Raw genomic sequence first — 17,647 nt, forward strand, 5'->3', positions numbered from 1 at the left:
TCGAGCAGATCATGGGTACGGCGATCAGCCTCGACCTGGCCGACGACCTGCCCGCCGCCACCCTGCACGAGCTGGTCGAGCGCACCTTCGCCTGGCTGCGCGAGGTGGACGCGCGGTTCAGCACCTACCGGGCGGACAGCGAGGTGTGCCGCCTGGACCGGGGCGAGCTGCCGCTGGCCGAGGCGTCGGCCGACCTGCGGACGGTGCTGGAGCGCTGCGCCGACCTGTGGACCGGCACCGACGGCTTCTTCGACGCGTACGCCACCGGGCGGCTGGACCCGTCGGGCTACGTCAAGGGCTGGGCGGCGCAGGTGGCCTCGGACCGGCTGGTCGAGGCCGGCGCCCCGAACCACTGCCTGAACGCCGGCGGCGACGTCCGGGTACGCGGCCACGCGGCCACCGGCGGCCCGTGGCGGATCGGTGTCCGGCACCCCTGGGACCCGGCCGCCACCTGCCTCGTGCTGACCGGCACCGACCTGGCGGTCGCCACCTCCGGGGTCTACGAGCGCGGCCACCACGTCGTCGACCCGCGCCGGGGCGCCCCGGCCGTCGGCCTGCGCTCGGTCACCGTGGTCGGCCCCGACCTCGGCGTCGCCGACGCCTACGCCACCGCCGCCGTCGCCATGGGCGAGCCCGGCATCGGCTGGCTGGACCGCCTGCCCGCCCCCTGGCGACACGCCGTGGTGACGGACGACGCCCGCCTCCTGCACTCCCGCACCCTCCCGATGAGCACCTGACGGGGCGCGACGGGGGGTCAGCGGAGCGGGCGGTGGGTGGTGGCGGGGCGGGAGCCGCGGGGGCGCGAGCCGCGGGGCCGGGTGCCCCACGGGCGGGTGAAGGCCCAGCGGTACGGGCGGCGCCGGTGCCGCGGTGGCTCGGTGCCGCCGCTGTGGCGGGCCGCGTCGTCCTCGGACATCCTCCACCCCCGCTCCGGCGCTCCTGCGCCCCTCAGCAGGCACAACGAGTGCGACGCCGGTGAGGTCGCTGCCCGGGGGCGGCCGGTCAGCAGCCGCGCCGGGGGAGGGGGAGCTGGCCGGGGAGCAGTTCGGGGGCGAGCGTGATCCCGGCCGCCCGTAACGCCGCGATGAGCGCGTTCTGCACCAGGTAGGAGTCGGGCAGCCGCCAGCGGGCCTGCTCGGGGGCGACCGCCCAGCGGACCGTCCCCTCGGGGAGCCGGGTCGGCGGCGCCGGGATCCACGAGCCGGGACCGTGCCGGACCACGTGGAAGCAGTGCTCCAGCTCCGGGCGCAGCGGGTCGCCGGGGCGCACCAGGAACATCCAGCGGCCGGTGGGGGTGACCAGCACCGGCCCGCGTACGCCGAAGCCGGCCGGATGGGTGGCGACCGTGTCGAGGACCCGCCGGCCCAGGTGGGCCGCGACCTCCAGCACGTCGAACGCGCGCCCGGTGGGCAGCAGCACCCCGTGCGGGCGGCTGCGCCACCAGGTGGCCACCCGGGCCGGGTCGGCGCTCGCCGCGTGCTCCCAGTTCTCCAGGGCGGGATGGCAGCCGACCGTGGGGCAGCCCGCCCGGCCGCAGACGAAGCGGCTGTTGGCCAGGCAGGCGCCGGGGGTCACCGCCCAGCCGTGCGCGGCGTACCGGACGGCGACCCGGCGCAGCCGGACCCGTTCCAGCGGCGACAGGTGAGCCACGCGCGGTCCGACATTCCCCCACATGTGTCCCATCCCCTCTCGCCCGCCCCCGAACTGTCCACACACCACACGTCGAACGCCGTCACTGCCGTAACCCACGCTCGTTGAGCTGACGAACGGCTGATGCAACTTGCACGAAAACTACGAGAACTGGCTGTACGGCCGACGTACAGACTGTGCGACCAGCGAAAACCTGAGAACCGACGGCCGTTGCGCAGGTCGACCGGGGGAGATCAGCCGGACGCGGGCAGGGGGAGGGATGGGGAGATGGACGAGCTACCCATAGGCCGGCGGGTGGCGTACTGGCGGAGCCGGCGCAAGATGTCCCAACAGGTCTTCGCCGACCGGCTCGGAAAGTCCAAGAGCTGGGTGGACAAGGTGGAGCGCGGCGTCCGGCGGCTGGACAAGTTCTCCGTGCTCTACGAGATCGCCGACATCCTCCAGGTCGACGTGCAACTGCTCCTCGGCAAGGACCCGGAGCGGCGTACCGACGCCCTCAACTGCATCGACCAGGTCGAGGTCGAGGAGATCCGGGCCGCGCTGGAGCGCTACGACTCGATGAGCGCGTACTTCGACGCGGCGCCCTACCCCCCGCCGCTGACCGACATGCGCAAGGCGGTCAACCACGCCTGGCTCACCTACCAGTACGGCCGCTACGGGATGCTCACCCGGGCCCTGCCCAAGCTGCTGCGCGACGCCCAGGCCGCCGACGCCGGCTACCGCGGCGACCAGGCCCGGGAGGCCGCCCACCTGCTCGGGCAGGTCTACCAGATCGCCTCCTCGGTGCTGCGCAAGCTCGGCGAGTGCGACCTGTCCTGGCTGGCCGCCGACCGCTCGATGGCGGTCGCCCAGCGGGCCGACGACCCCCTGCTCGCCGGCATCGCCACCACCCGGGTCTGCAATGCCCTCGTCGCGATGGGCCGCCCCCGCCCGGCGCTCGAACTCAACGTGCGGATCGCCAACCGGCTGGCCCCCGGCGGCGAGAACGACGTCCGGCCGGAACGCCTCTCCGTCTACGGCATGCTGCTCCTCCAGGGCGCGATGGCCGCCGCCCGGATCGGCGACTCGGCGACCGTGGACGACCTGCTGACCGGGGCGGCCGAGGCGGCCACCCTGCTCGGCGGGGACCACAACCACTACTGGACCTCGTTCGGCCCGACCAACCTGGAACTGCACCGGGCGGCCGCCGCCGTCGAGCTGGGTGACGGCGGCCGGGCGGTGGAGACCCACCACCGCCTGGCCGAACCCGCGTTCAACGCGCTGCTGCCCGAGCGGCGCGCGCACCACCTGCTGGACATCGCCCGCGGCTTCGCCCAGATCGGCGACGTCGCGAACGCCGGGGAGATGCTGCTTCGCGGCGACCGGCTCGCGCCCTCCGAGATCCGCTGCCGGCCCATCGCCCACGAGGTGATGTCGGACGTGCTCCGTCGCACACGGGGTGCGCCGCCTCCGCCGATCGCGGAGTTGGCTGAGCACATGGGAGTCGGAGTATGAGTGAGCGCAGCGAGCGAATCATCGGGCACAGTGCGGTCCCGCCTCATGCCGGCGCCGACCGCAGGGGAGGCGGCGGCTTGAGCGCGGGCCTGGTCGGATGAGCGGTCCGCACACCAGCAACGGGCACCGTCGGGTGCTCTACGTCATCGCCTGCGGTTCGCCGCTGGCCCGTCACGTCGGCCGGCTGGTCGACCTCGCCCAGCAGGACGGCTGGCAGGTCTGCGTGGTGACCACGCCGGACGGCGCGAAGTTCGTCGACCGGACGGCGTTGGCCCGGCAGACCGGTCACCCGGTCCGCACCCACTACAAGAACCCGGGCGATCCGGACGTGCTGCCCCCGGCGGACGCCATGCTGGTCTGCCCGGCCACGGTCAACACCGTCAACAAGTGGGCGGTCGGCATCGCCGACACCCTCGCCCTCGGCCTGCTGATCGAGGGGCAGGGGATGGGGGTGCCGATCGCGGCCGTGCCGTACACCAACGTGGCGATGGCCGCGCACCCGGCGTTCCGGGCCAGCCTGGCCCGGCTGCGCGAGTGGGGGGTCCGGGTGGTCTTCGGCGACCAGGAGGTGCCGCTGCACCCGCCGGGCACCGGTGAGCGGCACCTGGACGCCTTCCCGTGGGCAGCCGGCCTGGCCGCCCTGCGCGCCACGCCACGCCCGGTCGCCCCGGTCGGCTGAGGTGCGAGCAGGGGCCCCTTGTTGACGCATTCCGTGGTAACAAGGGGCCCCTCCTCACCGCCATCGGGCCTGTGGGTCGCCCGACGCCGGTAAGCTGGCCGGCCGTGAGCACAACCGGATCGCCGCCCACGGTCGCCGACGTGGTGGCCGCGCTGGACCGCCGCTACCCGCCCGCCTGGGCCGAGGAGTGGGACCGGGTCGGCCTGGTGCTCGGCGAGCCCGGCGCCCCGGTTCGGCGGGTCGCCTGCGTGGTCGACGTGGTCCCGGAGACGGTGGCCGAGGCGCTCGCCGCCGGGGCCGACATGATCGTCGCGCACCACCCGCTGCTGCTGCGCGGGGTCTCCTCGGTGGCCGCCACCACGTACAAGGGGCGGATCGTGCACCGATTGATCAAGGCCGACGTGGCGCTGTACGTGGCCCACACCAACGCCGACGTGGCCGACCCCGGGGTGTCCGACGCCCTGGCCGCCCGGTTCGGGCTGACCGGGCTGCGCCCGCTGCACGCGCCCCGCCCCGGCTCGCCCGCCGCCGGCCCCGGCCGGGGCATCGGCCGGATCGGCGAGCTGCCCACCCCGCTCACCCTGGCCGAGCTGACCCGGCACGCCGCCGCCGTGCTCCCCGTCACCGCCTGGGGAGTTCGCGCCGCCGGGGATCCCGGGCGTATGGTTCGTACCCTCGCCGTCAGCGGCGGCTCGGGGGACAGCTTCCTCGTCGAGGCGACCGCGGCCGGGGTGGACGCGTTCCTCACCGCCGACCTGCGCCACCACCCCGCCGGAGAGCACCTCGCCGCCGGCGGGCCGGCCCTGCTGGACGCCGCCCACTGGGCGACCGAGCGACCCTGGCTGGACGACCTGGCCGCCCACCTGCGGGACGAGTTGGGCGTCGAGACCGTGGTGTCCGACCTGGACACCGACCCGTGGACCGTGCACGCCGCCGCGCCCCGACCGGACGACAAGGAGCCCCGACCGTGAAGGCTGACCCGAAGGTGCAGCGCCGCCTGCTCGACCTGCAGGCGATCGACACCGCGCTCGCCCAGCTCGCTCACCGCCGCCGGACGCTGCCGGAGCGGGCCGAGCTGGAGGCCCTGGCGCGCGAACTCTCCGCGCTGGAGGACGAGCGGGTCCGCGCCCAGGTGGCCGTGGACGACCTGGACCGGGACATCGCCCGGCTGGAGAAGGACGTCGACCAGGTCCGGGCCCGCAAGAGCAAGGACGAGGACCGGCTGGCCGCGGGCAGCGGCCCGGCCCGTGAGCTGGAGGCGCTCCAGCACGAGCTGACCTCGTTGAACCGCCGGCAGAGCGACCTGGAGGACGCCGAGCTGGAGCTGATGGAGCAGCGGGAGACCGCGCAGGGCGTGCTGGACGGCATCGAGCGGCGGATCGCCGAGGCCCGGGACCGGCGCGTCGCGGCCGAGCAGCGCCGCGACGACAGCCTCGCCGGGATCGCCAAGGAGGAGGAGTTCAAGCGCGGCGCCCGCCAGCCGCTGGCCGGCGACCTGCCAGCCGATCTGGTCGCCCTCTACGAGCGGATCCGCACGGACACCGGCCTCGGCGCGGCGCTGCTCACCGGCGCCCGCTGCGGGGGCTGCCGCCTGGAGCTGTCCGGCGCCGACCTGGCCCGGATCCGCAAGGCCGACCCGGACGACGTGGTCCGCTGCGAGGAGTGCCGGCGGATCATGGTCCGGACCAACGAGTCGGGGCTGTAGCCGTCGTGGCGGTGCGCGCGGTCGTGGTGGAGGCCGACGGCGGTTCCCGGGGCAACCCCGGGCCGGCCGGCTACGGCGCGGTGGTCCGGGACCCGGCGACCGGCGAGGTGCTGGCCGAGCGCGCCGAGGCGATCGGCACGGCCACCAACAACGTGGCCGAGTACCGGGGCCTGATCGCCGGGCTGGAGGCCGCCGCCGAGCTGGGCGCGGCCGAGGTCGAGGCCCGGATGGACTCCAAGCTGGTGGTCGAGCAGATGTGCGGCCGCTGGCAGATCAAGAACCCCGGGCTGCGGCCGCTCGCCGCGCAGGCCGCCGGGCTGGTCGGCCGGTTCGCCAGCGTGCGGTTCAGCTGGGTGCCCCGGGAACGCAACAAGCACGCCGACGCGCTGGCGAACGCGGCGATGGACGCGGCGGCCGGCCTGGCCCCGACCGGGACCGCGACCGCCCGGGCCACCGGCACCGACCCGGCCACCACACCGGCCTCCTGGGAGCCGCGCCCGACCGAGGAGGCCACCCGGCTGATCCTGGTCCGGCACGGCGAGACCGAGCGGACCGTGCAGAAGCGCTACTCGGGGCGCGGTGACGTGCCGCTGACCGACCGGGGGCGGGCCCAGGCCCGGGCCACGGCCGCCCGGGTGGCCGCCCTCGCGCCGTCGGTCGCGGCCGTGGTCAGCTCCCCGCTGTCCCGGTGCATGGCCACCGCCGAGGCGGTCGCCGCGCTGGTCGGCAACCCGCCGGTACGCCCCGACGACGACCTGATCGAGTGCGACTTCGGGGTCTGGGAGGGGTGCACCTTCGCCGAGGTGCGCGACGGCTGGGCCGGAGAACTGGACGCCTGGCTCGCCTCCACGAGGGTCGCCCCGCCGGAGGGCGAGTCGTTCGCCGCGGTCGCCGAGCGGACCGGCCGGGCGGTCGACCGGCTGCGGAAGGCGTACCCGGGGGAGAGGGTCGTGGTGGTCTCCCACGTCTCGCCGATCAAGCTGGTGCTGCGCGACGCCCTCGCGGCCGGTGACGCGTTCCTGCACCGGCTCTACCTGGACACCGCGGGCGTCTCGGTGCTCGACCTCTACCCGGACGGCGGCGTCGCGGTCCGCTCGGTCAACGACACCGCCCACCTGGCCGACCTCTGAGTCGAACGGCAGCTCCCGCTCGGCGCGTCTAACGCCGCGCCGCGACCTGGAGCCGCCGGCCGTTCGGCGCACGCGGGCGGCCGCTCGGCGCATCGCCGTCCTCCGGTAGAACGTGACCGCGCTCACAGGGTCGTAGCCTCCGGCCGTCACATGGCAAGTTACGACTTCCCGGAGGTGTGTCCCATGGCAGCACCAGAGCCGGAGGCGCCGACAACGGCGCGATCCAGGGCGAAGGACCACAGCCCCTGGAACTGGTTGCTCTTCATACCGATCGTGGTGCCGCTGATCCCGGCCTTCTTCAACGCCGACTCGCCCCGGCTGTTCGGCTTTCCGCGTTTCTACTGGCTGCAACTGGCCTGGATCATCCTCGGCGTGGCCACCACCACGCTGGTCTACCAGATGACCAAGAAGCGGGGTGACCGGTGATGCGCGACCACCTGACCGAGATCATCGTCTTCACGTTCCTCTTCCTGCTGGTCAGCGCGATGGGCTTCGTGGCGTCCCGCTGGCGGGCGCCGCGAGACATGGCCCACCTTGACGAGTGGGGGCTGGGCGGCCGCAACTTTGGCGGCTGGATCACCTGGTTCCTGCTCGGCGGTGACCTCTACACCGCGTACACCTTCGTGGCGGTGCCGGCGCTGGTGTTCGGCGCGGGGGCGATGGGCTTCTTCGCCGTGCCGTACACGATCGTCATCTACCCGATGGTCTTCCTGGTGCTCTGCCGGCTGTGGTCGGTGTCGCACCGGCACGGCTACGTCACCCCGGCCGACTTCGTCCGCAACCGGTTCGACTCGCCGATCCTGGCGCTGCTGGTCGCCATCACCGGCATCGTCGCCACCATGCCGTACATCGCGCTGCAGCTGGTCGGCATCGAGTCGGTACTCAAGACGATGGGGGTGACCGGTGACAACGCCCTCGCGCGGCACCTGCCGATCATCATCGCGTTCGCGATCCTGGCGGCCTACACCTACCAGTCCGGGTTGCGCGCGCCGGCGCTGATCGCCTTCGTCAAGGACTCGCTGATCTACATCGTGATCCTGGTGGCGGTCATCTACCTGCCGTACAAGCTGGGCGGTTGGGGCGAGATCTTCAACGCGGCCGACGCCAAGTTCAAGGCGTCACCCGCTCCCGGGGACGGGATCCTGCTCAACGCCAACAACCAGCTCCAGTACGTCACCCTGGCGTTCGGCTCGGCGCTGGCGCTCTTCCTCTACCCGCACAACATCACCGGCGTGCTGGCCAGCCGGAACCGGGACGTGATCAAGCGGAACATGTCCGCGCTGCCGGCGTACAGCCTGCTGCTCGGGCTGATCGCGCTGCTCGGCTACATGGCCATTGCGGCCGGGGTGAAGCCGCTGCCGGGCGCCAAGGCGGGCAGCGTGGACAGCAACACCGTGGTGCCGCTGCTGTTCGACCAGCAGTTCCCGAACTGGTTCGCGGGCGTCGCGTACGCGGCGATCGGCATCGGCGCGCTGGTGCCGGCGGCGATCATGTCGATCGCGGCGGCGAACCTGTTCACCCGCAACATCTACAAGGAGTACCTGAAGCGGGACGCCAGCCCGGCGCAGGAGGCGCAGGTCTCGAAGGTGACCTCGCTGCTGGTCAAGGTGGGCGCGCTGGCGTTCATCATCTTCCTCGACCCGCAGTTCTCCATCGACCTCCAGCTCATCGGCGGCGTGATCATCCTCCAGACGCTGCCGGCGGTGGCGCTGGGCCTCTACACCCGCTGGTTCCACCGCGGCGCGCTGATCGCCGGCTGGGTGGCCGGCATGGGGCTCGGCATGTGGATGCTCTACCAGATCGGGAACCCGGCGACCGGGAAGAAGCACTTCGCCGGCTCGGCCTTCCCGCTCTCCGAGTTCGGCTTCGACACCACGAAGACGATCTACGTGGGCATCGTGGCGGTGCTGGTCAACCTGGCGGTGGCCGCGCTGGTCACCCTGGTGCTGCGGGCCGCGAAGGTGGCCGACGGGGTGGACGGCACCACCCCGGACGACTACTTCGCCGACGAGGGCGACCCGCGGGTCACCCCCGGCCCGGAGCGCGACGCGGACGCCGCCCGGGAGCCCGTGGCCTGAGCCGTCCGGAGGCCCCGGTCGCCACGACGGCGGCCGGGGCCTCGCCGTGCGCTCAGCGGCGGCGGGTGCGCGTTTCGAGGGCCTCGTTGAGTCGGTGCAGCAGGTCCGCGAGGCTCTCCCGGTCGTCGGGGGACCAGGCGGCCAGGATGTCGCCGTAGAGCCGGGTGCGGGCCGCCCGCACCGCGGCCATCCGCTGGAGGCCGGCCGGGGTGGGGGAGATCACCGTGCCGCGCCCGTCGGCCGGATCCGGGGTACGTGCGATCAGCCCGTCCCGCTGCATCGCCGAGACCTGGCGGGTGACCGTGGAGCCGTCCAGGTTCAGCTTGCTGGCCAGCGCGGAGACGTTCTGCGGGCCGGCGCCGGCCAGGTGCCGCAGGATCACGTAGGCCGCCCGGTCCAGCACCCGGTGCTCGGCCGTGCCGCTGGCCCGGCGGGTCGCCTCCCCGAGTCGCATGAGCAGCGCGACCTCGGTCTCGATCCGGCCGAGTGTGACATCTTCCGCGTGGGCGTCGTCCCTCATAGCTGTATGATACAACCGATTTACCTGTAAGATACAGCTATCTGTCTGGAGGCGCGGAGTGGATCGGCGATCCGAACCCAACCGCAGTGCCATCTACGCCACCACGCTGGTGGCCTTCCTCGCCATCGCCGGCATCGCCGTGGTGGACCCGATCCTGCCCGCCATCGGCGAGGCGATCGGGGTCACCGCCTGGCAGGTCGAGCTGCTCTTCACCGCGTACATCGCGGTGATGGCGGTCGGCATGATCCCGGCGACCCTGGCCAGCGGGAAGTTCGGCTTCAAGCCGGTGCTGATCACCGGCGTCTCGGTGGTCGGCCTGGCCGCCATCCTCGCGTCGTTCAGCAACGACATCGTGCAGCTCTCCGTGCTGCGCGGCGTCTGGGGCCTGGGCAACGCGATGTTCTTCGCCACCGCCATGGTGGTGCTGGTCAACCTCGCCAACGACCGGGAGTGGGTGGTCGGTCTCTTCGAGACCGCGCTCGGTCTCGGCTTCGCCGTCGGCCCGCTGATCGGCGGCCTGCTCGGCGAGGTGTCCTGGCGGCTGCCCTTCTTCGTCTGCGGCGTGTTCATGGTGCTGGCGCTGGCCGTCGCCTCGCGGAAGCTCCGCGAACCGGCCAACAAGCAGGCCCCGGTACGCCTCGGCGCGATCTTCTCCACCTACCGCAAGCCGGCGTTCGTCACCCTCTGCGTGGTCACCGCCGCCTACAACTTCGTCTTCTTCGTGGTGCTCGGCTACACGCCGCTCTACCTGCACCTCGACGTCATCCCGCTGGGCCTGGCCTTCACCGGCTGGGGTCTCGGCCTGGCCGCCGGCATCCTGCTCGTCGGCCACCGGCTGGCGCACCGGATCGGCGCGGTGCAGACCGTCGGCGTCGCCATCGCCGGCCTGCTGGTCTGCATGGTCCTCTTCGCCATCTCCACCGGCACCGCCATGTCGCTGGTGGTCCTGGTCCTCGCCGGCCTGTTCATGGGCCTGGCCAACGCCAACCTCACCGACCTCGCCCTGGGCCTCGGCTCCAGCGACCGGCGGGTCGCCACCGGCGCGTTCAACCTGGTCCGCTGGGGCGCCGCCGCACCGGCCCCGATCATCTCCGGCAAGCTCGCCGAGCACGGGCTCGCCCTGCCGTTCTGGGTCGGGTTCGGCGTCCTCGCCGTCGGCGTGCTGGTCTACCTCGCCTTCGCGCACGTGATGGCCGCCGGCTACGGCGAGCGGGTGCTCTGGTCCCGGTGGAACTCCGCCGCCCGGCGCAACGAGCACGCCCCGGAGGAGCCGGTCGGCGAGGCGTACTGACGTGAGGTGGGGCCCCTTGCTGACTCCTGGGGTACGGGAAAGGGGCCCCTCCCCCTCGGTCGGTCAGCCCAGGGCGCGGTAGAGCAGGTAGAGGCCGATCACCGTGCCGAAGACCACGATGAGGGTCCGCAGGACCACCGGCGGGAGCCGGCGGACCAGCCGGGCGCCCACGTACCCGCCGACCAGTGTGGCCGGCGCGACCACCGCGACCGCGGCCCAGTCGACCGGGCCGAAGAGCGCGAACACCACCAGCGTGGTCAGCCCCACCACAGCCGAGAGCAGGTTCTTGATGGCCGACACCCGGGCCAGCGTGGCGTCCAGCACCAGGGCCAGGCCCGCCACCAGCATCACCCCGAGCGCCGCGCCGAAGTAGCCGCCGTACACCGTGCCCAGCGCGACCATGGCCTGCACGGTGACGGTGCGTCGGCGCGGGCTGAGGTCGGCCGGATGGCCGACCAGCCGGCGCAGCGGGTCCTGGAAGGCCAGCACGGCGGTGGCGCCCAGCACCAGGAACGGCACCACCAGTTCGAACGCGCGCGCCGGGGTGGCCAGCAGCAGCACGCAACCGACGACCGTGCCCGCCGCGGCCGTGGGCAGCAGCGGCCAGATTGCCCGCCTGCCGGGCAGGTCCGCCCGGCTGCCCGCCACGCTGGCCACGTAGCCGGGGAAGACCGACACCGAATTGGTGACGTTGGCGGGCACCGGGGGCAGGCCGATCGCGATCAGGGCCGGGAAGGTGATCAGGGAGCCGCCCCCGGCCACCGCGTTCACCGTGCCCGCGGCGAGGCCGGCGGCGACCAGCAGCGCGACGTCGGAGAGGTCCATGATCCCGCAGGCTAGCCCGCCCGACACGCCCGCGCAGGACCGGCCTCACCGCGGCCCCGACCCGCGGCGCCGGGGTGGTGGGGTGGAAATGGGTGGGGCGGCGCCGTCGTTAGGATGAGGGCGCGACGGACGAGTCGACCGGGCGGTCGCGTCGGCGGGCTGCGGCCCGTCGCCGAGGAACGTCCGGACTCCACAGGGCAGGGTGGTTGCTAACGGCAACCCGGGGTGACCCGCGGGACAGTGCCACAGAAAACAGACCGCCGGCCCGACACGGGACGGTAAGGGTGAAACGGTGGGGTAAGAGCCCACCAGCATCCCGGGTGACCGGGATGGCTCGGTAAACCCCACCCGGAGCAAGGCCAAGAAAGGGTCGTCACCGCAAGATGACGGTCCGCGCAGACGCTTGAGGGCGGCCCGCCCGATGTCTGCGGGTAGGCCGCTGGAGCCTGCCGGCGACGGTAGGCCGAGATGGATGGCCGCCGCCGGCCGCCCTTCGGGGCGTGTCGGTGACAGAATCCGGCGTACAGGTCGACTCGTCCGTCGCCCTACGGCGCCGGATGTCCGGTTCCAAGCAGCACGTGGGACGGTCGTCTCATGCGCCGCCGGAAGCGGAACTTGCCGGGGCGCAACTAGGATCGTGGGGTGGTTCGGGCGGAGGTCATGCGGGACGACGAGCAGTGGTTGCGCCGCATCGAGGCGGTGACCGACGCGACGCTGTCCCGACTCGACGTCGCCGACCTCTTCGACGAGCTGCTCGACCGGGTGCGTGAGCTGCTGCGGGTCGACACGGCCGCGATCCTCCTGCTCGACGTCCGCGCCCAGCAACTGGTGGCCACCGCCGCGCGGGGGCTGGAGGAGGAGGTCCGGCAGGGCTTCCGGGTCTCCGTCGGCCGCGGCTTCGCCGGGCAGATCGCGCTCACCCGGCAGCCGGTGATCATCCCGACCGTCACCTCCGACAACGTCGTCAACCCGGTGCTGCTAAAAACCGGGGTGCGGTCCCTCCTGGGCGTGCCGATCATGTCCCGGGGCGACCTCGTCGGCGTGCTGCACGTGGGCACGCTGTCGCCCCGACAGTTCACTCTCGACGACGTCCACCTGCTCGAACTGGTCGCCGACCGGGTCAGCCTGGCCGGCAACGCCCGGGCGAACACCCTCGACCAGGCCGCCGCCCTGGCCCTGCAACGGAGCCTGATCCCCGCCGAACTGCCCCGCCTGCCCCACCTGGAACTGGCCGGCCGGTACGTCCCGGGCCACGCCTCCGGCGTCGGCGGCGACTGGTACGACGTCTTCACCCTGCCGTCCGGCTGGCTGGGCGTGGTCGTCGGCGACGTCGCCGGGCACGGGCTCCAGTCCGCCGTGGTGATGGGCCGGGTCCGCAGTGCGCTGCGCGCCTACGCGCTGGTCACCGACGACCCGGCGGAGGCGCTCACCCTGCTCGACCGGAAGGTGGTCCACTTCGAGGCCGGCAGCCTGACCACCGCGCTGTACGTGATGATCTCCCCCGACCGGGCGACCCTGCGCGTCTCCGTGGCCGGCCATCCGCTTCCGGTGCTGGCCGGGCCCGGCCATCCGAACACCCTGCTCGACGCGCACATCGATCCGCCGCTCGGCGCCGGCCGCGGGAATCGGGCGCGGCGCACGACGACCGTCGATTTCCCGCCCGGCTCGGTCCTGGTCGCCTACACCGACGGGCTCGTCGAGCGTCGGGGGGAGCTGTTCGACGCGGGCGTGGCCCGGCTGACCGCGGCCGTCCCGCTGGCTCCCGTCGACATCGTGACCGCCACCGTCATGGCCACCCTGGACACCGAGCATCCCGCCGACGACATCGCCCTGCTGGCCGTCCGCCGCCTGCCCCGGTAGCCCCGCGTCAGCCCGCCGGCCAGTTCCGCAGCAGGGCGTCGAGCGCATCAAGCGTCCGGGACCAGGTGGCATCGGTCGTACGCGGCGTGTGGCGGAAGCCGCCGGCCCGCTCCAGCGACACGTAGCCGTGGAAGGTGCTGTGCAGCAGGCGTACCGCGTCGGTCTGGTCGGGCTCGGCGAGCCGGTAACCGCGCAGGATCGCCCGGGTCATCTCGGCGTGCCGCCGTGCCGCGCTCGCCTCGGCCGTCTCCCGGTCGAGTTGCAGCTGCGCCGCGGCGTACCGGCCGGGATGCTGGAGGGCGTAGTCGCGGTAGGCGTCGGCGAAGGCGACCAGCGCGTCCTTGCCCGCCCGGCCGGCGAGCGCGTCGGCGGCCCGGTCGGCCATCTCCGCCAGAGCCAGCATCGCCACCCGGACCCGCAGCTCCTGGGCGTTCCTGAGGTGGAAGTAGAGGCTCGCGTCCTTCACCCCGAACCGGCGGGCGAGCGCCGAGACGGTGACGTTCTCGAAGCCGACCTCGTCGGCCATCTCCGCCGCCGCGAGGGTCAGGCGTTCGACCGTCAACCCCGTACGGGCCATGTGTCCCACCCCACGTCTAGATTCTCTAGCCTATTACCTAGGAGGTCTAGACTAGCGCCTATGACACCCCTGTCCGAGCCCGCCATCCGGGCCTCCTTCGTCAATTGCACCAAGGGCGAGGCGACGCGCCTCGCCCTGCCCCGGGACCTTGCCGAGCGCTCCTGGGCGGACCTCGACTTCCTGGGCTGGCGCGACCCCGCCGGGGCGGAGCGTGCCTACCTGGTGGCCGAGTCCGGCGCCGGGCTGCTCGGGGTGGCCCTGCGGGTGGCGTCCCAGGCCGGGCGGGCGCGGCGCAGCATGTGCTCGCTCTGCCTGACCACGCACATCGGGGACGGTGTCTCGCTGATGACCGCCCGGAAGGCCGGCCCGGCCGGCCGGGCCGGAAACTCGGTCGGCAGCTACCTCTGCGCCGACCTGGCCTGCTCCCTCTACCTGCGAGGGAAGAAGAACGCCGGCCGGCGCCTCGACGAGTCCATCACGCTGGCCGAGAAGATCGACCGGACCACCGCCAACCTGGCCGCCTTCCTCCAGCAGGTCCTCGCATAGGCCCTGGGGGGCCGGCGGCTGGAGAGGCGACTGCGCGGTCGAGCCGGCTCGATGCCGCACCCTATGTAGAGTAGCGATATAGTGCTGTCATGCGGTTGACGATCCCGGTGGCGAAGGTGCTGTCCGCGCTCCTCGCCGATCCCGAGGCCCCGCGCTACGGGCTCGACCTGATGAAGCTCACCGGCCTGCCCAGCGGCACCCTCTATCCCGTCCTGCACCGGCTCCGGGCGGCCGGCTGGCTCGCCGCCGACTGGGAGGCGGTCGACGCGGCCGCCGCCGGCCGGCCCGCCCGCCGCTACTACCGGCTCACCGGCGAGGGGGTGCGTGCCGCCCGGCTGGCGCTGGCCGAACTGCGCGCCCTCGCCCCGGAGGGCGGGACGTCCCGCGGCGGCGCCGAGCCGACCGGAGCCCCGGCGTGGTGAACCGGCGACTGGCCGGCGTGCTGCTGCGCGCGGCGGCGCGGCGCTGGCCGACGGAGCTGCGCGCCGAGCTGATCCGGGAGTGGGACGCCGAGCTGCACGTCCTGGCCGGGCGCGGGGAGCGGTGGCGGATGCTGCGCTTCGCGGCCAGCCTCGCCGCCAGCCGGGCCGGCGCGCCGGTGGTCGACCGCACCGTGCTGCACCGGCGGCTGCGGCGCACCGCCGGGGTGCTGCTGCTCGCCCCGCCGGCGTGCGTCGCGGTCGTCGTGGTCGCGGCCGTGGTGATGAACCTGGCGTACGCGGCGCTCGACTTCCGCGTCGCCTGGGCGACCGCGGTGCAGTTGCCGCTCTGGTCCGGCCTCACCGCCGGGACGGGCGCGCTGCTCGCCCTCGCCGTCACCCGGGCCGCGCGGCGGACCGTACGCACCGGGCCGCTGGCCACCGCGCTCGGCGTCGTGCTGCCGATCGCGCTGACCGTGACGGTGCTGCTCGCCGCGTTCGCCGGCCGGAGCGAGCAGGGCCTGCCGGTGACCGTACCGGGGTTCCTGCTCTGGCTCGCCGTGCTGGTGCCGGTCCTCTGGGGTGCGGGGATCCTCGCCCGCCGGGGGCGGACCCGGCTGGCCTGGGTCGTCGGGCTGCTCGGCGCGCTGGTCGCGGCCGACGCCGCGGTCGTCCTGGCGGTGGTCTCCACCATCCCGGCGACCCCCGTCGCGCCGGTCGCCGAGGGCCTGCCCCCGGACACGGTGGACCGGATCTCCGCCCCGCTGTGGCTGCTCACCTGCTGGACCGACTCGTCGTTCGGGCTGCCCCGCCCCACCGCCTGGGAACGGTTCCTCATCACCGACCTGGTGCTCGTCGAGCCCGTCTTCTACCTGGCCTGCACCCCGTACGCGGTGGCCTACACCGTCGCCGCCGCCCGGCCGGCGCCGGCCGCCGAACCCGTGCCGGAGCCCGTGTCGACACCCACCTGACGCCGCCGGCCGGCCCGCCGTGCGACGGGCCGGCGCGGGGCGGGGTCAGCCCGCCCAGGCCACGATCCGGCCGGCCCGCTCGTAGTGCCGGGCCAGCTCCGCGTCGATCCGCTCGGCCCGGGCCTCGGTGAGCACCACGGCGGGGTCCTGCCAGGACCGCGCGGTGAGCACCCGGTGGCGCAGGCCGGCCGGGGGATGGGTGGCGAACAGCGACATCTCCTCCCGGACGGAGAGCTGGCGCACCAGCGGCAGCCGGTCGGCCCCCGCGGCCAGCGCCGGTCAGCGGGGGCAGGGCAGCCGTTCCAGCGGGGCGGGGGCGGCCCCGGGGCGCACCGACTGGGCGAAACAGGCGGCGGCCTCGGCCCGCTGCCAGCCGAACACGGACGCGGCGGTCTTCGCCACGCGTACCCGGAAGACCAGCCGGACCTCGGCGGCGCCCGCCGCCGCGGTGAGGACCTCGACGCCGTCCACGGTGTCGGCGGCGAGCCGCAGGTCGGCCTCCCGCGCCGCCGGCTCGGCCAGCAGGACCGTCCGGGTGCGTTGGGCGGTGGCCGTCACCTCCCGGTCGGCCCGGCGTTCCAGCCGTTGCTGGGACCGGTCGCGCAGCAGCGGGACCCCCAGCGTCAGCCCGACCGCCACGAGCCCCGCCAGCGCCGTGCCGGCCAGCAGCCCGCGTCGCCGGCGTGCCGACCGTCCTCCCCCGAACCGCACCCCGGGATTGTGCGCCCTCGACCCGGCCGCCGGCTGCCCCGTCTTTCGCCGTCTCGGCCCGGGACCGCCCTGACCAGGTCTATTGTGGAGGACATCGGCGACTATTTACGGCGTTCCGGTGGCGTCCGGGCGGTTCGCGGTGCACAGTGATCGCATGAGCGACGACGGACGTGGTGGCGGGCACTACTACTGGTGCACCCGCCACCACCGGGTCGAGACCGATGCCGACGTGTGTCCCGCGAAGCACGTTCTCGGACCGTACGCCTCAGCCGCCGACGCGGAGAACGCCCTGCAGCAGGTGCGGGAGCGCAACGACGCGTGGGAAGCCGAGGACGCCCGTTGGGCCGGGGAGGACAGGTAGACGGCGCGGGACGGCCCGCGTCGAGGTGATCCGTGCTCCGCGAGGGCGAGAGCACGTCCCCAGGAAAGGGAACCGAGATGGCCGAAGCACAGCAGGCCACCCGCCCGGCCGCGAAACGGACGACCGCGAAGAGGACCACCGCGGGCAGGACGACGACGGCCACCAAGGCGTCCCCGAACGCCTCCGGCGCCGGCGCCGGCCGGGTGCCGGCGAAGAAGGCCGCCGCGAAGAAGGCGACCGCCCGGAAGGCCGTGTCGGCGGCACGGAAGGCGCCCGCGAAGAAGGCGCCGGCCACGAAGACCACCGCCAAGAAGGCGCCGGCCAAGAAGGCCACCGCGAAGAAGACCACCGCGACGAAGACCACCGCGGCGAAGAAGGCCCCGGCCAAGAAGACGACGACGGCGGCGAAGAAGACCACCGCGGCGAGGAAGACGACGACCGCGGCGAAGCGAACGACGACGACCGCGGCGAAGCGGACCACGGTGGCGACGAAGGCCCCGGCCAAGAAGGCCCCGGCCGCGAAGAAGACCACCGCCGCCAAGAAGGCGCCGGCCAAGAAGACCACCGCCTCGACGCGTCCCACGGCACGCAAGACGGCGGCGAAGAAGGCGCCTGCCAAGAAGGCCACCACCGCGAAGAAGACCACCGCGGCGAAGAAGGCGCCGGCCAAGAAGACGACGGCCGCCAGGAAGACCACCGCGCGCAAGGCGCCGGCCCGCAAGGCCACCGCCTGACGGCGGGCGCCGGCCGCTGACCGGCAGTTCGGCGCGTACGACGCCACGCCGCGGTCCGGAGCCGGCGCCGGGTGAGCGGATCACGCGGGGCGCTGT

At 73.8% G+C, this 17,647-nt stretch carries 22 protein-coding genes and 1 other RNA gene; 16 read left to right on the forward strand and 7 right to left on the reverse strand.

Features of this window, described 5'->3' with window-relative positions:
• Positions 1-11: 11 nt before the first annotated feature.
• Positions 12-737, forward strand: coding sequence for an FAD:protein FMN transferase (locus ACFYPD_RS23575; RefSeq protein WP_387117378.1), 726 nt, complete (start codon positions 12-14; stop codon positions 735-737).
• Between the two features lie 17 nt (positions 738-754).
• On the opposite strand, the gene ACFYPD_RS23580 is transcribed toward ACFYPD_RS23575, so the two are convergent.
• Together ACFYPD_RS23580 and ACFYPD_RS23585 are read right to left on the reverse strand one after the other, a co-directional pair.
• Entirely contained in the window at positions 755-916 is a 162-nt protein-coding gene (locus ACFYPD_RS23580; RefSeq protein WP_387117241.1) for a hypothetical protein, read from the reverse strand.
• A gap of 86 nt (positions 917-1,002) precedes the next feature.
• Positions 1,003-1,674 (reverse strand): bifunctional DNA primase/polymerase, encoded by a 672-nt coding sequence (locus tag ACFYPD_RS23585; protein WP_355058250.1) that lies wholly within the window; start codon positions 1,672-1,674, stop codon positions 1,003-1,005.
• Positions 1,675-1,917: 243 nt separating this feature from the next.
• Here ACFYPD_RS23585 and ACFYPD_RS23590 point away from each other — a divergent pair, with 243 nt between their 5' ends.
• From ACFYPD_RS23590 to mctP, 7 genes are all read left to right on the forward strand, one after another.
• Positions 1,918-3,144 carry a helix-turn-helix domain-containing protein gene (locus ACFYPD_RS23590; RefSeq protein WP_387117243.1) on the forward strand — a complete coding sequence of 409 codons (1,227 nt, stop codon included), beginning with the start codon at positions 1,918-1,920 and terminating at the stop codon, positions 3,142-3,144.
• A gap of 97 nt (positions 3,145-3,241) precedes the next feature.
• Positions 3,242-3,823 (forward strand): flavoprotein, encoded by a 582-nt coding sequence (locus ACFYPD_RS23595; protein ID WP_387117246.1) that lies wholly within the window; start codon positions 3,242-3,244, stop codon positions 3,821-3,823.
• Positions 3,824-3,963: 140 nt separating this feature from the next.
• On the forward strand, positions 3,964-4,794 hold the full coding sequence (locus tag ACFYPD_RS23600) for a Nif3-like dinuclear metal center hexameric protein (protein WP_387117381.1): 831 nt from the start codon (positions 3,964-3,966) through the stop codon (positions 4,792-4,794).
• A complete protein-coding gene (locus tag ACFYPD_RS23605) occupies positions 4,791-5,528 on the forward strand; it encodes a zinc ribbon domain-containing protein (protein ID WP_387117248.1) in 738 nt (245 codons plus the stop codon). Before ACFYPD_RS23600 ends, ACFYPD_RS23605 begins: the two co-directional genes overlap by 4 nt.
• A 26-nt stretch (positions 5,529-5,554) precedes the next feature.
• On the forward strand, positions 5,555-6,658 hold the full coding sequence (locus ACFYPD_RS23610; protein WP_387117384.1) for a bifunctional RNase H/acid phosphatase: 1,104 nt from the start codon (positions 5,555-5,557) through the stop codon (positions 6,656-6,658).
• Between the two features lie 183 nt (positions 6,659-6,841).
• Positions 6,842-7,084 (forward strand): DUF3311 domain-containing protein, encoded by a 243-nt coding sequence (locus ACFYPD_RS23615; RefSeq protein WP_262282281.1) that lies wholly within the window; start codon positions 6,842-6,844, stop codon positions 7,082-7,084.
• Positions 7,081-8,736, forward strand: coding sequence for a monocarboxylate uptake permease MctP (gene mctP / locus ACFYPD_RS23620; protein WP_387117250.1), 1,656 nt, complete (start codon positions 7,081-7,083; stop codon positions 8,734-8,736). Before ACFYPD_RS23615 ends, mctP begins: the two co-directional genes overlap by 4 nt.
• A gap of 52 nt (positions 8,737-8,788) precedes the next feature.
• On the opposite strand, the gene ACFYPD_RS23625 is transcribed toward mctP, so the two are convergent.
• On the reverse strand, positions 8,789-9,256 hold the full coding sequence (locus tag ACFYPD_RS23625; RefSeq protein WP_387117253.1) for a MarR family winged helix-turn-helix transcriptional regulator: 468 nt from the start codon (positions 9,254-9,256) through the stop codon (positions 8,789-8,791).
• 58 nt (positions 9,257-9,314) lie between these two features.
• On the opposite strand from ACFYPD_RS23625, the gene ACFYPD_RS23630 reads away from it, so the two are divergent.
• A complete protein-coding gene (locus ACFYPD_RS23630; RefSeq protein ID WP_387117256.1) occupies positions 9,315-10,547 on the forward strand; it encodes an MFS transporter in 1,233 nt (410 codons plus the stop codon).
• Positions 10,548-10,610: 63 nt separating this feature from the next.
• Here the strand turns inward: ACFYPD_RS23630 and ACFYPD_RS23635 are convergent, their stop codons facing one another.
• Positions 10,611-11,372, reverse strand: coding sequence for a sulfite exporter TauE/SafE family protein (locus tag ACFYPD_RS23635; protein WP_387117259.1), 762 nt, complete (start codon positions 11,370-11,372; stop codon positions 10,611-10,613).
• Between the two features lie 130 nt (positions 11,373-11,502).
• On the opposite strand from ACFYPD_RS23635, the gene rnpB reads away from it, so the two are divergent.
• Positions 11,503-11,912: RNase P RNA component class A (rnpB, locus tag ACFYPD_RS23640), an RNA gene on the forward strand.
• Between the two features lie 102 nt (positions 11,913-12,014).
• The gene (locus ACFYPD_RS23645; RefSeq protein WP_387117261.1) at positions 12,015-13,232 is read left to right on the forward strand and encodes a PP2C family protein-serine/threonine phosphatase; all 1,218 of its coding nucleotides are present in this window, start codon (positions 12,015-12,017) and stop codon (positions 13,230-13,232) included.
• Positions 13,233-13,239: 7 nt separating this feature from the next.
• Here the strand turns inward: ACFYPD_RS23645 and ACFYPD_RS23650 are convergent, their stop codons facing one another.
• The gene (locus ACFYPD_RS23650) at positions 13,240-13,809 is read right to left on the reverse strand and encodes a TetR/AcrR family transcriptional regulator (RefSeq protein WP_387117264.1); all 570 of its coding nucleotides are present in this window, start codon (positions 13,807-13,809) and stop codon (positions 13,240-13,242) included.
• A gap of 60 nt (positions 13,810-13,869) precedes the next feature.
• On the opposite strand from ACFYPD_RS23650, the gene ACFYPD_RS23655 reads away from it, so the two are divergent.
• The 3 genes from ACFYPD_RS23655 (at position 13,870) to ACFYPD_RS23665 (ending at position 15,745) form a co-directional block, all read left to right on the forward strand.
• Positions 13,870-14,355, forward strand: coding sequence for an FBP domain-containing protein (locus ACFYPD_RS23655; RefSeq protein ID WP_387117267.1), 486 nt, complete (start codon positions 13,870-13,872; stop codon positions 14,353-14,355).
• An 89-nt stretch (positions 14,356-14,444) separates the two neighbouring features.
• A complete protein-coding gene (locus ACFYPD_RS23660; protein ID WP_387117270.1) occupies positions 14,445-14,777 on the forward strand; it encodes a PadR family transcriptional regulator in 333 nt (110 codons plus the stop codon).
• A complete protein-coding gene (locus ACFYPD_RS23665) occupies positions 14,771-15,745 on the forward strand; it encodes a hypothetical protein (RefSeq protein WP_387117273.1) in 975 nt (324 codons plus the stop codon). Before ACFYPD_RS23660 ends, ACFYPD_RS23665 begins: the two co-directional genes overlap by 7 nt.
• Positions 15,746-15,790: 45 nt before the next feature.
• Here ACFYPD_RS23665 and ACFYPD_RS23670 read toward each other — a convergent pair whose 3' ends face one another.
• Both ACFYPD_RS23670 and ACFYPD_RS23675 read right to left on the reverse strand, forming a co-directional pair.
• On the reverse strand, positions 15,791-15,988 hold the full coding sequence (locus ACFYPD_RS23670) for a hypothetical protein (protein ID WP_387117276.1): 198 nt from the start codon (positions 15,986-15,988) through the stop codon (positions 15,791-15,793).
• Positions 15,989-16,024: 36 nt separating this feature from the next.
• The gene (locus ACFYPD_RS23675; RefSeq protein WP_387117279.1) at positions 16,025-16,456 is read right to left on the reverse strand and encodes a hypothetical protein; all 432 of its coding nucleotides are present in this window, start codon (positions 16,454-16,456) and stop codon (positions 16,025-16,027) included.
• A gap of 154 nt (positions 16,457-16,610) precedes the next feature.
• On the opposite strand from ACFYPD_RS23675, the gene ACFYPD_RS23680 reads away from it, so the two are divergent.
• Together ACFYPD_RS23680 and ACFYPD_RS23685 are read left to right on the forward strand one after the other, a co-directional pair.
• Positions 16,611-16,817: a hypothetical protein gene (locus ACFYPD_RS23680; RefSeq protein ID WP_313718991.1), complete on the forward strand. Its 207-nt coding sequence runs from the start codon at positions 16,611-16,613 to the stop codon at positions 16,815-16,817.
• A 77-nt stretch (positions 16,818-16,894) separates the two neighbouring features.
• A complete protein-coding gene (locus ACFYPD_RS23685; RefSeq protein ID WP_387117282.1) occupies positions 16,895-17,551 on the forward strand; it encodes a histone in 657 nt (218 codons plus the stop codon).
• Positions 17,552-17,647: the final 96 nt, after the last annotated feature.

Origin of the sequence: Micromonospora sp. NPDC005299 (genome assembly GCF_042872345.1) — a bacterium.
Taxonomy (GTDB): Bacteria; Actinomycetota; Actinomycetes; order Mycobacteriales; family Micromonosporaceae; genus Micromonospora.

Coding starts and splice junctions, on each gene's coding strand:
- ACFYPD_RS23650 (WP_387117264.1), bottom strand. CDS start 13,809: ATGGCCCGTACGGGGTTGACGGTCGAACGCCTGACCCTCGCGGCGGCG.
- ACFYPD_RS23575 (WP_387117378.1), top strand. CDS start 12: ATGGGTACGGCGATCAGCCTCGACCTGGCCGACGACCTGCCCGCCGCC.
- ACFYPD_RS23680 (WP_313718991.1), top strand. CDS start 16,611: ATGAGCGACGACGGACGTGGTGGCGGGCACTACTACTGGTGCACCCGC.
- ACFYPD_RS23590 (WP_387117243.1), top strand. CDS start 1,918: ATGGACGAGCTACCCATAGGCCGGCGGGTGGCGTACTGGCGGAGCCGG.
- ACFYPD_RS23595 (WP_387117246.1), top strand. CDS start 3,242: ATGAGCGGTCCGCACACCAGCAACGGGCACCGTCGGGTGCTCTACGTC.
- ACFYPD_RS23685 (WP_387117282.1), top strand. CDS start 16,895: ATGGCCGAAGCACAGCAGGCCACCCGCCCGGCCGCGAAACGGACGACC.
- ACFYPD_RS23580 (WP_387117241.1), bottom strand. CDS start 916: ATGTCCGAGGACGACGCGGCCCGCCACAGCGGCGGCACCGAGCCACCG.
- ACFYPD_RS23625 (WP_387117253.1), bottom strand. CDS start 9,256: ATGAGGGACGACGCCCACGCGGAAGATGTCACACTCGGCCGGATCGAG.
- ACFYPD_RS23635 (WP_387117259.1), bottom strand. CDS start 11,372: ATGGACCTCTCCGACGTCGCGCTGCTGGTCGCCGCCGGCCTCGCCGCG.
- ACFYPD_RS23615 (WP_262282281.1), top strand. CDS start 6,842: ATGGCAGCACCAGAGCCGGAGGCGCCGACAACGGCGCGATCCAGGGCG.
- ACFYPD_RS23660 (WP_387117270.1), top strand. CDS start 14,445: ATGCGGTTGACGATCCCGGTGGCGAAGGTGCTGTCCGCGCTCCTCGCC.
- ACFYPD_RS23655 (WP_387117267.1), top strand. CDS start 13,870: ATGACACCCCTGTCCGAGCCCGCCATCCGGGCCTCCTTCGTCAATTGC.
- ACFYPD_RS23585 (WP_355058250.1), bottom strand. CDS start 1,674: ATGTGGGGGAATGTCGGACCGCGCGTGGCTCACCTGTCGCCGCTGGAA.